Origin of the sequence: Agrobacterium sp. a22-2 (assembly GCF_012276985.1) — a bacterium.
Lineage (GTDB): Bacteria > Pseudomonadota > Alphaproteobacteria > Rhizobiales > Rhizobiaceae > Allorhizobium.
Genome location: NZ_JAAXMM010000001.1, coordinates 614,659 through 631,851 on the forward strand (window position 1 = coordinate 614,659; position 17,193 = coordinate 631,851).

18 protein-coding genes and 1 riboswitch are annotated in these 17,193 nt (G+C 61.1%); of the genes, 7 read left to right on the plus strand and 11 right to left on the minus strand.

The features are described from left to right. Positions 1 to 25: 25 nt before the first annotated feature. From HFC70_RS03025 to HFC70_RS03070, 10 genes are all read right to left on the minus strand, one after another. Positions 26 to 667, minus strand: coding sequence for a LysE family translocator (locus tag HFC70_RS03025; RefSeq protein WP_168471699.1), 642 nt, complete (start codon positions 665 to 667; stop codon positions 26 to 28). 23 nt (positions 668 to 690) lie between these two features. Further along, a riboswitch (ZMP/ZTP riboswitch) is annotated at positions 691 to 773 on the minus strand. A gap of 40 nt (positions 774 to 813) precedes the next feature. Then, a complete protein-coding gene (locus HFC70_RS03030; protein ID WP_168471700.1) occupies positions 814 to 1,800 on the minus strand; it encodes a type II secretion system F family protein in 987 nt (328 codons plus the stop codon). 15 nt (positions 1,801 to 1,815) lie between these two features. Beyond that, positions 1,816 to 2,829 carry a type II secretion system F family protein gene (locus tag HFC70_RS03035; RefSeq protein WP_168471701.1) on the minus strand — a complete coding sequence of 338 codons (1,014 nt, stop codon included), beginning with the start codon at positions 2,827 to 2,829 and terminating at the stop codon, positions 1,816 to 1,818. A gap of 5 nt (positions 2,830 to 2,834) precedes the next feature. Then, positions 2,835 to 4,322 (minus strand): CpaF family protein, encoded by a 1,488-nt coding sequence (locus tag HFC70_RS03040; protein ID WP_168471702.1) that lies wholly within the window; start codon positions 4,320 to 4,322, stop codon positions 2,835 to 2,837. 34 nt (positions 4,323 to 4,356) lie between these two features. Further along, positions 4,357 to 5,646, minus strand: a complete 1,290-nt coding sequence (locus HFC70_RS03045) for a CpaE family protein (RefSeq protein ID WP_168471703.1) — start codon at positions 5,644 to 5,646, stop codon at positions 4,357 to 4,359. 46 nt (positions 5,647 to 5,692) lie between these two features. Then, positions 5,693 to 6,430 (minus strand): CpaD family pilus assembly protein, encoded by a 738-nt coding sequence (locus tag HFC70_RS03050; protein ID WP_246735620.1) that lies wholly within the window; start codon positions 6,428 to 6,430, stop codon positions 5,693 to 5,695. 14 nt (positions 6,431 to 6,444) lie between these two features. Continuing rightward, entirely contained in the window at positions 6,445 to 8,022 is a 1,578-nt protein-coding gene (locus HFC70_RS03055; RefSeq protein WP_246735621.1) for a type II and III secretion system protein family protein, read from the minus strand. Continuing rightward, positions 8,019 to 8,831, minus strand: a complete 813-nt coding sequence (gene cpaB, locus HFC70_RS03060; RefSeq protein WP_168471704.1) for a Flp pilus assembly protein CpaB — start codon at positions 8,829 to 8,831, stop codon at positions 8,019 to 8,021. Before cpaB ends, HFC70_RS03055 begins: the two co-directional genes overlap by 4 nt. Positions 8,832 to 8,953: 122 nt before the next feature. Beyond that, a complete protein-coding gene (locus tag HFC70_RS03065) occupies positions 8,954 to 9,460 on the minus strand; it encodes a prepilin peptidase (RefSeq protein ID WP_168471705.1) in 507 nt (168 codons plus the stop codon). A 203-nt stretch (positions 9,461 to 9,663) separates the two neighbouring features. Next, a complete protein-coding gene (locus HFC70_RS03070; RefSeq protein WP_168471706.1) occupies positions 9,664 to 9,834 on the minus strand; it encodes a Flp family type IVb pilin in 171 nt (56 codons plus the stop codon). A gap of 452 nt (positions 9,835 to 10,286) precedes the next feature. Here HFC70_RS03070 and HFC70_RS03075 point away from each other — a divergent pair, with 452 nt between their 5' ends. The 7 genes from HFC70_RS03075 (at position 10,287) to HFC70_RS03105 (ending at position 15,879) form a co-directional block, all read left to right on the plus strand. Further along, positions 10,287 to 10,658, plus strand: a complete 372-nt coding sequence (locus HFC70_RS03075) for a pilus assembly protein N-terminal domain-containing protein (protein WP_168471767.1) — start codon at positions 10,287 to 10,289, stop codon at positions 10,656 to 10,658. Positions 10,659 to 10,805: 147 nt separating this feature from the next. Further along, positions 10,806 to 11,432: a TadE/TadG family type IV pilus assembly protein gene (locus HFC70_RS03080; protein WP_168471707.1), complete on the plus strand. Its 627-nt coding sequence runs from the start codon at positions 10,806 to 10,808 to the stop codon at positions 11,430 to 11,432. Between the two features lie 59 nt (positions 11,433 to 11,491). Then, positions 11,492 to 12,067: a TadE/TadG family type IV pilus assembly protein gene (locus HFC70_RS03085; protein ID WP_168471768.1), complete on the plus strand. Its 576-nt coding sequence runs from the start codon at positions 11,492 to 11,494 to the stop codon at positions 12,065 to 12,067. A 132-nt stretch (positions 12,068 to 12,199) separates the two neighbouring features. Next, the gene (locus HFC70_RS03090; RefSeq protein WP_168471708.1) at positions 12,200 to 13,420 is read left to right on the plus strand and encodes a phosphopentomutase; all 1,221 of its coding nucleotides are present in this window, start codon (positions 12,200 to 12,202) and stop codon (positions 13,418 to 13,420) included. Beyond that, positions 13,417 to 14,385: an adenosine deaminase gene (locus HFC70_RS03095; RefSeq protein WP_168471709.1), complete on the plus strand. Its 969-nt coding sequence runs from the start codon at positions 13,417 to 13,419 to the stop codon at positions 14,383 to 14,385. Before HFC70_RS03090 ends, HFC70_RS03095 begins: the two co-directional genes overlap by 4 nt. Before the next feature lie 110 nt (positions 14,386 to 14,495). Next, entirely contained in the window at positions 14,496 to 15,125 is a 630-nt protein-coding gene (upp, locus tag HFC70_RS03100) for a uracil phosphoribosyltransferase (protein ID WP_168471710.1), read from the plus strand. Between the two features lie 220 nt (positions 15,126 to 15,345). Next, positions 15,346 to 15,879 (plus strand): TIGR02281 family clan AA aspartic protease, encoded by a 534-nt coding sequence (locus HFC70_RS03105; protein WP_168471711.1) that lies wholly within the window; start codon positions 15,346 to 15,348, stop codon positions 15,877 to 15,879. Positions 15,880 to 15,885: 6 nt separating this feature from the next. On the opposite strand, the gene deoA is transcribed toward HFC70_RS03105, so the two are convergent. Continuing rightward, complete coding sequence (gene deoA, locus HFC70_RS03110) at positions 15,886 to 17,193, minus strand: thymidine phosphorylase (RefSeq protein WP_168471712.1); 1,308 nt, start codon at positions 17,191 to 17,193, stop codon at positions 15,886 to 15,888.

The window sequence follows — 17,193 nt, forward strand, 5'->3', positions numbered from 1 at the left end:
CGAGAAAGGCGCCCGGCACGATCCGTCAGGCCAGCCGCGTACGCACACTTTCAAAGATCAGCCGGGCACCAAGCCCTGCCATGACAAGAGCTGCCGTGCGATCGATCCAGGCTTTCGCCTTGCCATAGGCGATACGGGCCACCGTCGCCGAAAACACCAGCGCGACCAGCGCATACCATCCCGCCTCCACGACGAACACGGCCGGCGGCAGGGTCACCAGCAGCGACATGTCCGGATCGGCGGGAAGGAAGGCCACGAAGATGCTGGCATATATCACGGCCGTCTTCGGATTGCTGAGCTGCGTCGTCAAGCCGAGCAGGAAGCTGCGCAACGGGGACCGGCCCCTGCCCTGCTCGGGCATGTCCATCGCCAGCGGTTCGGCCGCGCCGCGCCACAATCGGCTGGCAAGATAGAGCAGATAAAGGCCACCAAGCACCTTCAACGCAAGATGAAGCCATTCGACCCGAACCAGCAGCGCGCTGAGGCCCGCCAGGGCAAGAGCTGCAAAGATGGCACCGCCGGCCCCCATGCCGAGCGCTGTGGCAAGGCCTGCGGCGCGCGACTGCCTGATGGCGGTGTGGGAGACGAGCACGAAGCTGGGGCCGGGGCTCATCGCCCCGATCAGTATGGCAGTCAGAATTCCCAGGATGACAATCGACGAAGACATGCAGCCCTCCGTTCGGGTTTGGCGTTCACAGCCCAGGCGAGCGGCATTCTGCTTGCCCGCGCTTCCCGATGGTCGTCCATCTCATTCGCCAGTCACGCGGGAGGCAAGTTTACGGTTGGCCGCCCACCTTGGCAAGACCGCAGCGGTTAGAAGCGATCGGAGACCTGGATGCCGGCCGGACCGAGGATGACGGCAACCAGGACGGGCAGGAAGAACAGGATCATCGGCACGGTCAGCTTCGGCGGCAGGGCAGCCGCTTTTTTCTCGGCCTCGTTCATGCGTTCGTCACGGCCTTCCTGGGCCAGGACGCGTAGCGCCTGGGCGATCGGCGTGCCGTAGCGCTCGGCCTGAATGAGCGCCTGCGTGACGCTCTTCACCCCGTCGAGCTGGGTACGGGTGCCGAGGTTTTCGAGCGCCGTGCGGCGGTCCTGCAGGAAAGAGAGTTCGGCGGTCGTCAGCACCATTTCCTCGGCCAGTTCCGCCGATTGGCTGGCAATTTCCTCGGCCACGCGGCGCATGGCCGCCTCGATGGAAATGCCGGATTCGACGCAGATCAGCATCAGGTCGAGCGCGTCGGGCCAAGCCCGCTTGATCGACAGCTGACGCTTGGCCATGCGGTTCGAAATGTAGATATTCGGCAGATAGAAGCCGATATAGGCCGCGACGACGGCTGCCAGAATGCGAATGCCAAACGGCCTTTCGGCAAGATTGCCCAGTACGAAGATCCAGACCACGGCTCCGGCCAGAAACAGGAAGGGCAGGAGAAAGCGCGCTACCAGGAAGATGTTGAGGGCGTTCTGCGTGCGAAAGCCGGCAGCGCGCAGCTTGTCCATCGTGCCGTCATCCACCAGCGCCTTGCGCAGGTTGAAACGCTCGACGATCTGGCGGACCGACTGGTTGTTGTTAGCCCTCAGCGACGCCTTGCCATGGGAGCTTTCGGCATTCATACGGGCCCTCTCGCGGGCGCGGATCTGTTCGCGCTCGGTCGAAACGGCCCTCATGCGCTTGTCGAGATCGCCCCGTTCGAAATAGGGGATCGCGAAGGTGTAGAGCGTCGCAAATACGGCGATGGCCACAAGAACGGCCAGGATCATGCCTGGATCGGTCAGCCGGGATGCAAGTTCCTGGGACATGGCTCTGTCGCTTCCTCAGATGTCGAAGTTGATCATGTTGCGCATCACCAGAATGCCGATGCTCATCCAAACCAGCGACACGCCGAGGATCATGTGGCCGCGCGGATCGGTAAACAGGATCATGATGTAGCCGGGCGATGTCAGGTAGACGAGCAGCGTCACCACGAAAGGCAAGGAGCCGATAATGGCGGCCGAAGCCTTGGCTTCCATCGAAAGTGCGCTGACCTTGGCCTTCATCTTCTTGCGGTCGCGCAGGACACGGGACAGGTTGGACAGCGCCTCGGACAGGTTGCCGCCGGCCTGGGACTGGATGGCAATGACGATCGCGAAGAAATTAACCTCCTGCAGCGGCATGGTGTTCATCATGCGCGTGCAGGCCTCGGGAACGCTCAGGCCCACCTGCTGGGATTCCACCACGCGGCGAAACTCGCCTCTGACCGGCTCCTGGCCTTCGGCCGCGATCAGGCGCAACGCATCGTTCAGCGGCAGGCCCGACTTGATCGACCGCACCATCACATCAAGGGAATTGGGAAATTCCGACAGGAATTTGTTCTGGCGCCGCTTGATGAGAAAACCGACCAGCCAGCGTGGCAGTCCGGCACCGGCCACGAAGGCGACGCCGAAGGTGACGAGAAGCGGCAATCCTCCGATGAACGATCCGACGAGAACAATAAGGCCGAAGATGACGCTGAACACGTAGAACTTTACCGTCGAGATGGACAGGCCGGCCTGTACCAGGCGCGACTTCAAGTTGAGTTTAGCCGCCTTCTTGGTCTTTTCGGCTTGCTTGCGCTCCATGTCCTTCAACGTGTCCTGCACCGACTTGCGGCGCTTGGACAGTTCCTGGACCCTATCGCGTGCCGCCTTGACCTTGTTGAGGTCGGTCTCGGCGGATTTGACCCGGTTCAGGCGACTCGACGTCTTCTTGTCGGCCTCGATGCTGGAAAACAGGAAACCATAAGCAACGGCACCCGCTGCGATCGCGACAAGGGCGACGATGGCCAAGACAATCGGGTCCACTCCGAACATCGCCGTCATACTCCGCTGGATTTCAGTTCCATGGCATCAAGCGCCGCCGCCAGCCGCCGCTCTTCGTTGTAATAGCGGGCGCGATCCCAGAAATTCGGCTTGCCGATGCCCGTCGACATATGGTGGCCGATGATCTTGCCGTTCATATCCTCGCCGTCCATTTCGTAGCGCATCAGATCCTGGGTGACGATCACGTCGCCCTCCATGCCGATGACTTCGGTAATGTGCGTTATACGGCGGGAACCGTCGCGCAGGCGGGCCGCCTGGATAATGACATCGACGGAACCGGCAATGATCTCGCGCACCGTCTTGGCCGGCAGGGTAAAACCGCCCATGGCGATCATCGATTCCATGCGGCTCAGGCATTCGCGCGGCGTATTGGCATGGATCGTACCCATCGAGCCATCGTGGCCGGTGTTCATCGCCTGCAGCAGGTCGAAGACTTCCGGTCCGCGCACTTCGCCGACGATGATGCGTTCGGGGCGCATACGCAGGCAGTTCTTGACGAGATCGCGCATGGTGATCTCGCCTTCGCCTTCGATATTCGGCGGACGGGTTTCGAGCCGCACCACATGGGGCTGTTGCAGTTGCAGTTCGGCGGTGTCTTCGCAGGTGATGATGCGCTCGTCGGCATCGATATAGCGGGTCAGGCAGTTGAGCAGCGTGGTCTTGCCCGAGCCGGTGCCGCCGGAAATGACCACGTTGCAGCGGACACGCCCGATGATCTGCAGGACATCGGCGCCTTCCGGCGTGATCGCCCCAAACTTCACCAGCTGGTCGAGATTGAGCTTGTCCTTCTTGAACTTACGAATCGTCAGCGCCGGACCGTCGATGGCGAGCGGTGGTGCGATGACGTTGACGCGCGAGCCGTCCGGCAGACGCGCGTCGCAGATCGGGCTCGATTCGTCGACTCGACGGCCGACCTGGCTGACGATGCGCTGGCAGATGGACAAAAGCTGGCTATTGTCGCGGAAGCGGATGTCGGATTCGATGGTCTTGCCGGCGACTTCGATGAAGGTCTGTCCGGACCCGTTGACCATGATATCGGAAATGTCGTCGCGGGCCAGAAGCGGCTCCAGCGGTCCGTAGCCCAAAACGTCGTTGCAGATGTCTTCGAGCAGTTCTTCCTGCTCGGAAATCGACATGGCGAAATTCTTGATCGTGATGATGTCGTTGACGATATCACGGATTTCTTCGCGGGCGCTTTCACCGTCGAGCTTGGCCAACTGTGACAGATCGATCGTGTCGATCAGTGCCGAGAAGACCTGGCTCTTGGTGTCGTAATAGTCCTGGGTGCGGGCCTGACGCTTGCGGGCCGGCGTCTGCATCGGTGGCGGCTGCACCTGCTGGCGCGCCGCACCCTCCTCGCGAACGATCTCGGAGACGCTTTCCGTTCTTTGAGGAGCGGGAGCAACCGGCGCCGACAGGGTCGGCGGGACCGTTGCCCCACCACCCGCTTTGCCGAAACCATCACTTCCACGTTTACCGAACATAAGGACAATCCACTTTGTCGTAAGACCCCAGGGTCTATTTCTTGCTCAGAAGCCCGAGCATTTTTCCAAGTCCGCTTTTCTTGGCCTTCTTGGCCGCTGCCCGGCCCGTCACGATATGTGCGATCTGGGCAAAGGTTTCGGCGGTCGGAGACTTTGCGTCGATTTCGGAGATCATGCGGCCGCTATTGGCCGCGTTGCCGAAGAGTTGGGTATCAAAGGGTATTATGGCGATCGGCTCGATTTCCAACGGCTCGAAGAAATCAGCCGGGGCGATTTCCGGACGCTTGGGCATCCCGACCTGATTGAGGATGAAATGCGGGGGCTTATCGTTCGGCCTGAGCTTCTTCAGCGCATCCACCAGGTTCTTGGCATTGCGCAGATTGGCCAGATCGGGGACACAGGTGATCACCACTTCGTCGGCATCCGACAGCACCATTCTGGTCCAGTCCGACCAGAGATGCGGCACGTCGAGCACCGTGACCGGCGCACTGCGCTGCAGCACCTCGAGAACCGGCTGGAAGGCACCGCGATCGAAATCGTAGGCGCGGTCGAGCAGGGACGGCGCCGCCAGGAGCGACAGGTGCTGGGAGCAGGTCGTCAGCAGGCGATCCAGAAAGACCTCGTCCAGACGTTCCGGCGCAAAAACCGCCTCGGCGATGCCGGTGGCGGGATCCTGGTCGAAATCGATGTTGGCCGTGCCATAGGGCAGGTCGAGATCGGCGAGGATGGTTTCGGAGGCAAACAGGCTCGATATGCCGAAGGCGCAGTTGTGGGCGATGGTGGACGAGCCGACACCGCCCTTGGCGCCGATGAAGGCGATGCTGCGGCCCAGAGGCTCGGATTCCGGATCGACGAAGATGGTCGAAATCGCCGCCATGATATCCGCCATGGACACCGGTGCGACCATATATTCGGAAATGCCGCTGCGGATCAGGTCCCGGTAGAGCGGAATGTCGTTGTAGCGACCGAGCACGATGACGCGGGTGGTGGGATCGCAGACCTCTGCGAGTGGTGCCAATTCCTGTAGCAGGCTTGATGGCTCGCAATCGGTTTCGAGTATGATCAGATTGGGCGTCGGCGCCGACGAGAACATATTGGCGGCCGCGGCAATGCTGCCGCTGGTGATCCTCAAGGTGACCTTGGCCATCCGGCGATCATGGGCGCATTGCTCCATGACGCGATGAACCGATTCCGAGACGCAGAAGGCATGAACGGAAATACGCGGAAGCGGGCGCAGGCTGTCCAGATCGCCGGTTTTCACCGTCTCGTCCGCGCGACCGCCCTGGCCGGACCCGGTCTCTATATCGTATTCGATCGCACTCATTGTTCTATCCTGACTTCATAGTTCCCGAACAACCCCAAGCATCAAGCTAGTCCGAGGCGGTCTCCGAGCCTTCGCGATAGAGCCCGATCACGGTGGCGCGTCGCGTCGCGTCGATCGGGGTCATACCGCGTGGTGCCACGAGATCCATGGGGTTGGCGATCTGGGCTGCGAGATTGTTCTGGCTGGCGCAGCCGAAATTGTGCCAGTTGCGGTTCATCATCGTGTCATTGGCCAGATCTTCCGGCCACTCGCCGCACTGGCTGGTCACGGCGGTCGTCGCCACGTAACTCAAACGAACGGGTGCCGCGTCACCGGTGGCGCCTGCAGCGTAGCCGGTTTCGACGATCCGGGCGGCCGAGACGCCCTTGTTGGCCAGGAGCTTGCGAATTTCGCGGCTCATCTGCGAGGCGGCAGCGGAATTGGCCGAGCCCTGGGGCACCATGATCTGCACATTGCCGGAAGAACTGGCGACATAGTCCTGGGCAAAGCCGGAAATCGCATCCCGCGTGCCCGTCGTCAGTTTCCGGTCACCGGATGCCATAGGAATATCCAGAGTATGCTCGACTTCGGTCAGCACGATGGGATGGCGGGTGCGATAGTCGTCCGGGATCGAGCCGGTCGACATGCCGTCCCTGGTTCCGCAACCTGTCAGCACGGCAGCCGCCGCCAACGCCGCGCCGGCCAGAAAGACCTGCCTCAGGTTCGAGGTGCGGAAAGTCGCTTTGGTGACACGCATGGAACGAAGACCTTCTGCCGGTTCGGGCGCGATTTTATGAGTGTTCATCTTCGGGCTCCGGTTCATTTGTAGATAAACCCGACGGCGCCGTGATACTGGCCAGTGACTGCTTCCTTGCGGCCGTAGACCTTGTTGACGCGATTGAGGAAGTACATTGCGGCATCGTTTTCCGCGTTGAAATTGTCGTCCGGACGAGCCAGCTTGTTGCGGGCCACGGGACGGACCAGATATGGCGTGGCGATGATGACCAGTTCGGTCTCGTTGCGGACGAAGTCCTTGCTGCGGAATAGGGTGCCGAAGATCGGGATCTTCGACAGGCCCGGCAGGCCGGACATGGCCTGGCGGATATTGTCCTGAACGAGGCCGGCGATGACGATCGAGCCGCCGGATGGCAGTTCGACGGTTGTCGAGGCTTCGCGCTTGCGGATCGACAGATAGGTCGAGCCGGGGATATCCGCATATGAGTTGCCGGTCACAGCCGAACCCTCGTAGGTCGGTTCTGAAACGTTCGTTTCGATCTTCAGGCTGATGCGGCCGGCCGAAAGGACCACAGGCCGAAAGTTCAGCTCAATACCGTAATCCACGGTCTCCGTGGTTCGAGTGACAGTTGTCTCACCAGTTTCATCGTCGGTATCAATTTCCTGCTCTGCCGCCAGCCTGAATTCACCGCCAACGTAGAACTTCGCCTGTTCGCCGGAAATGGCCGTCAGGCTCGGTTCGGCCAGGGTCTTCATGACACCCGCCTGCTCCATGGCATTGACATAGGCGCTGATTCCGAAGTTGCCGATCGTCTTCGATATCGACGCCGTGCCGCCCACATCGACGGCATTGCCAAGGTTCGACGGATTCGCATAGCTGATGCCGCTCGTGCCGTCGGAAGCTGTCGCACTGACCCCCAGTTGCTTCAGCACCTGCCGGCTGACTTCCGCCACCGTGACTTTCAACGTCACCTGGTCTTCACCTTCAATTGTCAGCAGATTGACGATCTGCGAGACTTGGCGCTCTTCGGCAAAGATCGCCACCGCCGCATCACCACTGTCGCTCGATGCCGTCGCCGTCTCGTTGCGGGTCGTTGCCTCACCGCCCTGCAGGAAGGCATTGGCCAGGCTTTCTGCGCGGGCGGCATCCTGCGGTGTGCGGACGGTTCCGGTCAGCACGATGTTGTCTGAAATGATCTCGACCTTGATGTCGGATTCAGGCAGAAAACGGCTCAGATTGGCTTCCAGGCCCTCGATGTCTCGCTCGATCTGGATGTCGAGGCTGACGATCTCGCTGCCGTCCGACCCAAAAATGAAGATATTGGTCTGACCGACCGTCTTGCCGAAAAGGTAGATACGGCGCGATGTCCTTGTCACGGCATCGGCCATTTCCGGATCGGCCACAAGAATGTCGTGGGCGTCTTCGGGGAGATCGATCACCAAGGCCTTGTTGAGGCCGAGTTTAACGGTTCGGCGTGCGCCGGGACCCGATTGATTGATCTTGATGACGGCTTCCGATCCGGCATTCGCAGGACGGATGGCCGTGAAGGTCTGAAACCGCTCGCCGGGGAGACCGCAGAATGTGAGGCTGAACGCAAGGGTTCCGGCCACCGAAGCGCGAATTTTCCGACCACGACCGCTCATCTGTGTCCGCCCGCTCATTGTTGTTGCTCCGCTCCCGAATTCTTGACGATCTCGCCGGATTTGATGACCTGGATCATCGGCGCACCGGATCCGCCGCTGAGCAGGTAGTCGGCGGCCGTCGTGTCTTCCTCCTGCGCATCGGCCACCGAACGCAGTGCCAGCGACAGGCGCTCGGCCATCTGCTGGGCGACCGTGATGACCTTGGCCTGATCCGGCGTCAGTTCCAGCGTTGCCGTCGTGCCGACGACCGTCTTCGAACCGTCGCCCTTCTCCTCTATCTGCTGGTCGACCGCCAAAACACGGACGTTGGACAGCACCTGCTCGGTCAGGAAATTGTTGTCGTCGCCCTTGCGCACCATGATGACGTCGACGCGGTCGTTGGGCAGGATGAAACCGCCGGCGCCGGTGGCGACCGAAATTTCGGTGGCGACGGCACGTTTTCCGGATGGCAACAGCGACGACATGATGCGGCTTGAGGAATCGGCGATCTTCTCGCGGCGCAGCGGCTCACCTTCGAAGAGCGGCAGCCGCACCACGACGCCGTTCAGTTCCTTCAATGCTTCCGGCCGGGTGTTTTCGGTGATGAAGCCTTCGACAAGGCTTCCCTCCGGCCAGGGCATCCAGCGCATGGAGTCATCATTAAGGCGCGAACCGACCGGCAGATTGGCCGCGGCCACCAGCACGTTGATCGTCGGCTCTTTCTTGATCACCGAATCTGCCTGCTGCACGATCACCGATTTGGTGCCTGTCAGGCGCATAGCCAGGAGGCCGGCCAAACCTGCCGCCACGATGGCTACTGCGAGAATGATGATGCGGGCGGGTTTCATGATCTTTCCTTGCGAGAGACGTCGGGTTCTCTGCGGCCAGAATGATCAGCAATTGGTGTAATTATGGTTAATAAGGCGCTTACAATTTTGGTTAATGCAAGCTTACCGTCCGGCGACTTTGCTCAGGGCTGCATGGCCCAGAGGACCAGGGGTGACTGCGGATAGGTCAACAGGCCGGCAATGCCGATGGCGATGCCGTAAGGAATCTTCTTTGCATGGAGGATCGAACCCGGCAGCGGCAGGCCGATGGCCATCATCGTATTGGAGCGTGCGCGCAGCAGCAAGATCAGCAGGGTCAGCGCTCCGCCTATATAAGCGACGTTGACCAGGAAAGACACCAGGGACAGGTTGAGGCCGAACCACACGGCTGCAGCTGTCAGCAGCTTGGCATCGCCGCCGCCCATGACATTGAATGCGAAGAGCGCGAAACACACCGCGAAAACGACCAGACCGGCGAGAAGGTGAAATCCAATATCGGTAACACCGAGGCCTGCCAGGGGTGCGGCAATGGCGAAAGCGCCGAGAAGCACTACGGGGATGCGATTGGGAATCGTCATCTCCAGAAAGTCCGTGAAGGCCGCCAATGTCAGGCAGAGCGGGAAAATCACGAAAACGATGGCTTCTACCATGGGCATGCTCCCGACCAAGACCCGCTGATCGTAGCGGGCTTCGCTTAAGGAAATGCAAATCGCGGAGGTGTGACTATCAGTGTTTTGTCGGTCTAGACCCAAGGCGCCTGCAGCTGTTTCCGCGTTGCTCAACGATAAAAGACCGCCCTCTTGCCGAGAGCGGCCTTGGATTGCCGATGCCGAACAAATCGGCAGGGACTGTATTAGTTGTTGTCCAGCTTGGTGGCTAGGTCGGCGAACTGGTCGTCCAGGGCGTTGCCGAGCGTCGAAGCGCCGGTGATCAGGGCGACGGAAATCAGGGCGGCGATGAGGCCGTATTCGATTGCAGTTGCACCGGACTCGTCCTTGAAGAAACGTGCGAAAATCTTGGTCATGTTACTCTCCTACTCCACAATGTTGTTCAGCACCGCCGTCAACTGTTTCCGTTGATCGGATGACTGCAAATTACAGAGCGGCCATTGCCATCGGCTTAAGAAAAAGAGTTACCAAGAGGTTAAGGAGGCGCTGGTGCAGGTATTGGTAAACGGCCTGTCAATCCGATCGTTAAGAATCGACATATCCGTGACGCCGGCAATATACCGCCTATAAATATACTGCGATATCAACATCTTACCTGATCCGATCGAACAACGTTCGACGAGCCCTGGCGGTCCGACCAGCGCCCTGAGTGCCCGCATAACGGCCGCCGCTGTGCGATTTTGCGCTTCCTTAACGGTTCATTCACCAATCCCCATCATCCTCGAAGGATCATACGCTCGGAAATACGCTTCAAAAGGCTGACCTGATGTTGTCTCGCGGCGGCTTCGCACAATTATCCCTCGGCATCATGCTTGCCGCGGTCGGCGTCTGCGGCCCCGTGCGGGCCGAGGACGATCTGTTGCGCGTCTATATGGATCACGCGCGAGTCCTCAAGCTAGACCGGCCCGTCAGCAAAGTGATTGTCGGGAATTCGAAAGTCGCCGATGCAACGGTCGCCGATTCCAAGACGATCGTGCTCACCGGCCGCAGCTTCGGCACAACGAATCTGGTTCTGCTGGACAGCGAAGGCAATGCGATCGTCGACGAGCGCATTCTTGTTTCCATCGATGAAGGAAATTCCGTACGCGTATTCAAGCAGACGCAGCGTACCGTGCTGTCCTGCACGCCGAACTGCGAACAGCATTCCGATACCGCTAACGCCGCATCCTCGTCGGACTAAGCGTCAGCGCCGTACCAAAGAGCGTTTTCCTCTGAACGGCATGGAATTTGACAGTTTCATTCCGGTAAATTGTGCCTTTCCATTGAAACGGAAAATAAAGACTTGGCACCTAGCATCGGCCGAATTCGATGAAACCGGCCTTATGCGATGACTTCATATCATGACGATACGAAAGGCGACGCGAGCAAACCAGGATCCGGAAGCGGCTCCTGGACAGCGCTGCTGAGATCCAGGGACGGCGCGGCCGCGATCGAATTCGCGATCCTGTCCTTTCCCTATTTCCTCATCGTCTTCGCCATTCTTGAGACCTTTGCGGCCTTTGCGGCCGAGCAGCTGGTGGCGACCGCGGCGGATACCATGGCGCGGCAGCTACGCACCGGCAATATCAGCGGCGACCCCGGGCGGACGGCGACCTACCTGTCGGAAACGGAATTTCGGGCCGCTTTTTGCGACGAAATCTCCATCATGATCTCGTGTAGCGACGAGGAGATCGCAACACCCTCCAAGCTGTATCTGGATGTCCGCGACTTCACGACTTTTGCGCAGATGCCGGACGACATCCCCGTTGTATCCGACGTGCTTGACGTTTCGACCTTCGACTATTCGCCGGGTGGCCCCAAAACCATCAACATGCTTCGCGCCTATTACCACTGGACCGTGATCACCGACTTGGTTCGCCCCTATATCACCAATATCCGCATGCCCGGCGAAGAGGAGAATACCGGTTACCTGATCGTGGCGACCTCGGCGTTTCAGAATGAGGATTATCCGTGACGATATCCGCCGAGAAGCAAACGGGTACTTCGCGCACACCCCGCGGTCGTCTCGCTGCGCTGGCCGGTGCCGGTTACGATATCCTCAAGCGGCTCAAGGAGAACCGCGACGGGATCGGTGGGGTGGAATTCGCTCTGATCGCACCGCTTCTGCTCGTGGTCTACATCTGCGCGTTCGAGCTGACGCTCGGCTTCAGCGTGGCCAAGCGCGCCACACGAACCGCCGGGACGATCGCCGATCTGGTGGCGCAGCAGAGTTCTGTGACCAAAGCCTTTCTCGCCACGATGCCCGACGTCGCAAACGCGATCTTCACCCCCTTCGACACGGCTGCCGAAGGCCAGACGATCGACCTGAAGATTACCGGAATCGCCGTCGACAGCTCGGCAAACGCCACGGTCGCCTGGTCCTGGGCCGCCAACGGCACGACACCCTATGTTGCCGGCAGTGCGGTTGCCGTCCCTTCCGACATGCTGTCTGCCGATGTGTTCATGGTCCATACGGAGCTTAGCGTCCCACATACGCTGGTGATGTACCTGCCCGGAGCCGCTGCCAAGGAAACGCGCTCCGTCACCATCGACCGCGAATACTATTTCCAGCAGCGCACCGGCGAGACCATCGACTGCGGCGACTGCTGAAATCTGCCAAGGCAGTTGATCCCGCCAGCGGGCAATTTGCCAACCCCGACCTGACGGGATATTCATGCGCCTGAAGGCGGATGATGAAACGGGCCCGCGGATCAACCGCCGGCCTCGCCTTCCAGGTGAACAATGGCACGTGCATTTCTCTTCGTACTGGATTCCTTCGGCGTCGGCGGCGCCCCGGACGCGCCCCGATACGGCGACGATGGGTCGAACACCTTCGGCCATATCGCAGAGTTCTGCGCGGCGGGCGCCGCCGACCGAACTGGCTTGAGAACCGGCCCCTTGCATCTGCCCAACATGTCGGCGCTTGGCCTTGTCCATATTGCCAAGATGGCCAGCGGCGACTTGCCGGCCGGCATGCCGGTGCCGGAACGGATTTTTGGCCTGCACGGCGCGGCCAGCGAGATATCCCACGGCAAGGACACGCCATCGGGCCACTGGGAAATCGCCGGTACGCCCGTGATGTTCGACTGGGGGTATTTCTCCAACGAGGATGAGGCCTTTCCGGCCGACCTGGTCGAGGCCATCTGCGAACAGGCCTCCCTGCCCGGCATTCTGGGCAATTGCCATGCCTCGGGAACCGACATCATCGCCCGGCTTGGCGAGGAGCATATCCGCACCGGCAAGCCGATCTGTTACACATCGTCGGATTCGGTCTTCCAGATTGCCGCCCATGAGACGCATTTCGGACTCGACCGGCTGATTGCGCTCTGTCAGATCGTCCGCAAGCTCGTCGATCCGCTGAATATCGGCCGGGTCATCGCCCGGCCCTTCATCGGCGAGACGCCGGCCACCTTCGAGCGCACTGGCAACCGCCGCGACTTTTCCGTGCTGCCGCCCGAACCGACGCTGCTCGACCGGCTGACCGATGCAGGACGTAAGGTGCATGCGGTCGGCAAGATCGGCGATATCTTCGCCCATCAGGGCGTGACGCGGGTGATCAAGGCGAATGGCAATATGGCGCTGATGGATGCCACGCTGAAGGTGATGGAGGAGGCGGAAGACGGCGACCTGGTCTTCACCAATTTCGTCGATTTCGACATGCTGTTCGGCCACCGCCGCGACGTGGCCGGTTATGCCGCAGCTCTTGAGGCTTTCGACCTGCGGCTTCCCGAGGTCCACCGCAAACTGAAGCCGGGCGACATGGTCATCCTCACGGCCGATCATGGCTGCGATCCGACCTGGCGCGGCACCGATCACACGCGCGAACGCGTGCCGATCATCGCCTTCGGTCCGGGCATCCGCTCACGATCGATCGGGGTGCGCGACACCTATGCCGATATCGGCGCCACAGTCGCCGCGCATCTCGGCATAACACCCGGCCCCTATGGCAGGAGCTTCCTTTGACCGCCCTTCTGAAGAAAGCCGAACTACATTGCCATGTCGAGGGTGCGGCGCCGCCGGCGCTGACCTTGCGGCAGGCGGAGATATACGGCGTCGACACGTCCCATTTCATCCGCGACGGTGTCTATGTCTGGGAGGATTTCACCAGCTTCATAGCCTGCTATGATGCCGTGGCATCGGTCTTTCGCACGGCCGAGGATTACGCCGCCCTTGCCGAAGCCTATCTTCTGGAGCTGTCGGCGGCGAATACGATCTATAGCGAGCTGTTCATTTCGCCCGATCACGGCGAGGCCGTCGGATTGCCGGCTGAACACTATATCGCCGGGTTGGCCAGCGGCATCCTGTCAGCGCGCGAAAAGACCGGCATCGAATGCCGCATGGTGATCATCGGCGAACGGCATCTGGGACCTGACAACGTCATCCGCCGGGCGGAATACACCGCGAAACTCGGTCATCCGCTGGTCACCGGCTTCAATATGGCCGGCGAGGAGCGCATGGGCCGCGTCGCCGACTATGCCCGCGCCTTCGACATCGTGCGGGAGGCAGGCCTTGGGATCACCATTCATGCCGGCGAACTCTGCGGCGCCTTCAGCGTCGCCGACGCGCTGGACCTGGTCAAACCGTCCCGCATCGGCCACGGTGTGCGGGCGATCGAGGATCCGGACCTGGTCAAGCGGCTGGCCGATCTCGGCACCGTGCTGGAAGTCTGCCCTGGTTCCAACATCGCCCTCAAGGTCTTTGCGGATTACAAGCACCATCCGCTTCGCGCCTTCGTCGATGCCGGCGTTCGCGTCACACTCAGTTCTGATGATCCGCCTTTCTTCCACACGTCGCTTGCCAACGAATACAGGATCGCGTCGCAGGAGATGGGTTTTTCCGACGCAGAGATCAACGCCATGACGCGGACGTCCATAGAGGCGGCCTTCGTGGACGATTCGACGCGGCACTCCCTGCTTTCCAGGCTCTGAAGGACCCGTGGCTGGGGATGGCCCGATAATTCAGCGGTTCGCTTCTTGCGAGCCTATGCACTCCGGTGAATAAACAAGGTCAACGGATAGATTTAACGGAAGGCTTTCTCATGGACGGCGTTACAGTCATCGACCACCCCCTCGTTCAGCACAAGCTGACCATCATGCGTCGCAAGGAAACCTCGACGGCGAGCTTTCGTCGCCTGCTGCGCGAGATCTCGACTTTACTCTGCTATGAGATCACCCGCGATCTCGAACTGACCATGGAGACCATCGAGACGCCGCTGATGGAAATGCAGGCGCCGGTTCTCGAAGGCAAGAAGCTGGTGTTCGCCTCCATCCTCAGGGCCGGCAACGGCCTTCTGGAAGGTATGCTGGAGCTGGTTCCCTCGGCCCGCGTCTCGCATATCGGCGTTTACCGCGACCATGAGACGCTGCAGCCGGTGGAGTATTACTTCAAGGCTCCGGAAGATGTCGCCGAGCGCCTGATCATCGTGGTCGACCCCATGCTGGCGACCGGCAATTCCTCGATCGCCGCCATCGACAAGCTGAAGGAACGCGGCGCCCATAATATCCGCTTCCTCTGCCTGCTGGCGGCGCCGGAGGGCCTGAAGAATTTCCGCGACGCGCATCCCGACGTGCCGGTTTATACCGCCTCGATCGACAGCCATCTCAACGAAAAGGGCTATATCGTACCCGGTCTCGGCGACGCCGGCGATCGCATGTACGGCACGAAGTAACTTTGCGGCAGCTTGCGCCCGGATCTGCTGCATAGAGCCGGACGAGCGGCAAAGCATTCAATTGGGCACAAAACGCTCCGGGTTCCTTAACCACACCTTCACGAACCGGCCCGCGATCCCGACATTGCGGGCCGTTTTGTTTGCTCCGTTAGCGGTATTTTGAAACTGTCGCCGACAGAATCGGACCGTGCCGAACCTTTGCCAAGGGAGTGTCGAAACCATGCTGATGCGCAGTCTTGTCGTGCTGGCCGTCGTCAGCGTCGTCGCCCTGCAGGTTCCCTCCGTCTTCGAGAGGATGGAAAACCGCCGGGACGTGTCCGATGGCACAGGCGGTGCGGCCGGCGGATCGGCCGACGAGACGGCCCTGGTCAGCACGTCTTCCGGCGGAACCGTCGTGCTCGACGCCGATCGTCAGGGGCATTATCGCGGCGATTTCCGGATCAACGGCAAAGCCGTCGAGGGCATGATCGACACCGGCGCCTCGCTGGTGGCGCTCAACGAGACGACCGCGCGGCGCCTCGGCTACGGCGCCACCGCACTGGACTTCAAATATGCCGTCAACACGGCCAATGGCAAGACGGAAGCCGCCCATGTGACGCTCCGGCGCGTCGAGATCGGTGGCATCAGGGTCGAGGAGGTCGATGCCATGGTGCTGCGCGACAAGGCGCTGTCGACTACGCTGATCGGCATGAGTTTCCTCAAGCAGATCGGCAGCTACGCCGTTGAGAACGACGTGCTAAGGCTTAGCCGCTGACATCTGTCATATGCGCTTGAGAATGACGTCCGACACAGGCGGCTGTTGCTGGCTGATCTGATAGCTTGCCTTCAGGGCCTGTGCGGCGCGCTCGCCGCCGTCCGGATCGACGGCATGCACCATGCCGATCAGGTCTCCCTTGGAGACCTCTGTTCCCAACGGCAGCAGCCGGCTGAAGCCGACGCGATGGTCTATCCCATCCGACGGACGACGACGCCCGCCACCCAGATCAACGACCGCCATGCCGATCGCCCGGGTGCTGCAGGCCGACAGCCAGCCGTCGCGCGCCGCCAGTACCGGGATTTCCACCGGCGGGCTGGCGAGGTAATGCGAGGGATCCTCGATGAAATCGACAGGGCCTCCGAGACTATGAACCATGCGGCTGAAAATCTCGGCGGCGCGACCGGACGACAGGGCCTCACGGCAGCGGGCTTCCGCCACATCCCGGTCAGCCACCACGCCGGCATTGACCAGCATCTCGGCACCCAGCGCCAGGGTTACGACTTCAAGCCGCGTTCCGGCCTTACGGCCTGCCAGAAAATCCACGCAGTTTATCACTTCCAGCGCATTGCCTGCGGCATCGGCCAGCGGCTGGTTCATGTCCGTCAGGACGGCCGAAGTCTTCATGCCGGCGCCATTGGCCACGTCGACGAGCGATCGGGCCAGCGTTTCGGCTTCCTCCAGGCTGGTCATGAAGGCGCCGTTGCCGACCTTGACGTCGAGCACCAGCGTCTGAAGGCCGGCGGCCAGCTTTTTCGACAGGATGGAGGCGGTGATCAGCGGCACGGATTCCACCGTCGCGGTCACGTCGCGGATGGCATAGAGCTGCCTGTCGGCCGGCGCGAGGTCCTCCGTCTGGCCGATGATGGCACAGCCGACCTGTTCGACGGTGCGATGGAAGGTGGCATTGTCCGGCATGACGTCATAGCCGGGGATCGACTGCAGCTTGTCGAGCGTGCCGCCGGTATGGCCGAGGCCACGGCCTGATATCATCGGCACAGCCAGCCCGCAGGCCGCGGCGATCGGCGCCAGCATCAGCGATACGTTGTCGCCGACACCGCCGGTCGAATGTTTGTCGGCGATCGGCCGGGCGATATCGGACCAAGACAGCACGGCCCCGGAATCGCGCATGGCCACCGTCAGCGCCACGGTTTCCTCGCGGCTCATACCGCGGAAGAACACCGCCATGGCGAAGGCGGCGATCTGCCCCTCGGACAGGGTCTCGCTCTTCATTGCGCCAATAAAGGCGGCAATTTCGGCGGCGCTCAACACGGCGCCGTCGCGTTTGCGCCTGATTATTTCCTGGGGAATCAT

Bases quoted from the DNA above. Each gene is read 5' to 3' on its own strand.
- HFC70_RS03025 (WP_168471699.1), bottom strand. From the start codon at position 667: ATGTCTTCGTCGATTGTCATCCTGGGAATTCTGACTGCCATACTGATC.
- HFC70_RS03030 (WP_168471700.1), bottom strand. From the start codon at position 1,800: ATGTCCCAGGAACTTGCATCCCGGCTGACCGATCCAGGCATGATCCTG.
- HFC70_RS03035 (WP_168471701.1), bottom strand. From the start codon at position 2,829: ATGTTCGGAGTGGACCCGATTGTCTTGGCCATCGTCGCCCTTGTCGCG.
- HFC70_RS03040 (WP_168471702.1), bottom strand. From the start codon at position 4,322: ATGTTCGGTAAACGTGGAAGTGATGGTTTCGGCAAAGCGGGTGGTGGG.
- HFC70_RS03045 (WP_168471703.1), bottom strand. From the start codon at position 5,646: ATGAGTGCGATCGAATACGATATAGAGACCGGGTCCGGCCAGGGCGGT.
- HFC70_RS03050 (WP_246735620.1), bottom strand. From the start codon at position 6,430: ATGAACACTCATAAAATCGCGCCCGAACCGGCAGAAGGTCTTCGTTCC.
- HFC70_RS03055 (WP_246735621.1), bottom strand. From the start codon at position 8,022: ATGAGCGGGCGGACACAGATGAGCGGTCGTGGTCGGAAAATTCGCGCT.
- cpaB (WP_168471704.1), bottom strand. From the start codon at position 8,831: ATGAAACCCGCCCGCATCATCATTCTCGCAGTAGCCATCGTGGCGGCA.
- HFC70_RS03065 (WP_168471705.1), bottom strand. From the start codon at position 9,460: ATGGTAGAAGCCATCGTTTTCGTGATTTTCCCGCTCTGCCTGACATTG.
- HFC70_RS03070 (WP_168471706.1), bottom strand. From the start codon at position 9,834: ATGACCAAGATTTTCGCACGTTTCTTCAAGGACGAGTCCGGTGCAACT.
- HFC70_RS03075 (WP_168471767.1), top strand. From the start codon at position 10,287: ATGCTTGCCGCGGTCGGCGTCTGCGGCCCCGTGCGGGCCGAGGACGAT.
- HFC70_RS03080 (WP_168471707.1), top strand. From the start codon at position 10,806: ATGACTTCATATCATGACGATACGAAAGGCGACGCGAGCAAACCAGGA.
- HFC70_RS03090 (WP_168471708.1), top strand. From the start codon at position 12,200: ATGGCACGTGCATTTCTCTTCGTACTGGATTCCTTCGGCGTCGGCGGC.
- upp (WP_168471710.1), top strand. From the start codon at position 14,496: ATGGACGGCGTTACAGTCATCGACCACCCCCTCGTTCAGCACAAGCTG.
- HFC70_RS03105 (WP_168471711.1), top strand. From the start codon at position 15,346: ATGCTGATGCGCAGTCTTGTCGTGCTGGCCGTCGTCAGCGTCGTCGCC.
- deoA (WP_168471712.1), bottom strand. From the start codon at position 17,193: ATGATTCCCCAGGAAATAATCAGGCGCAAACGCGACGGCGCCGTGTTG.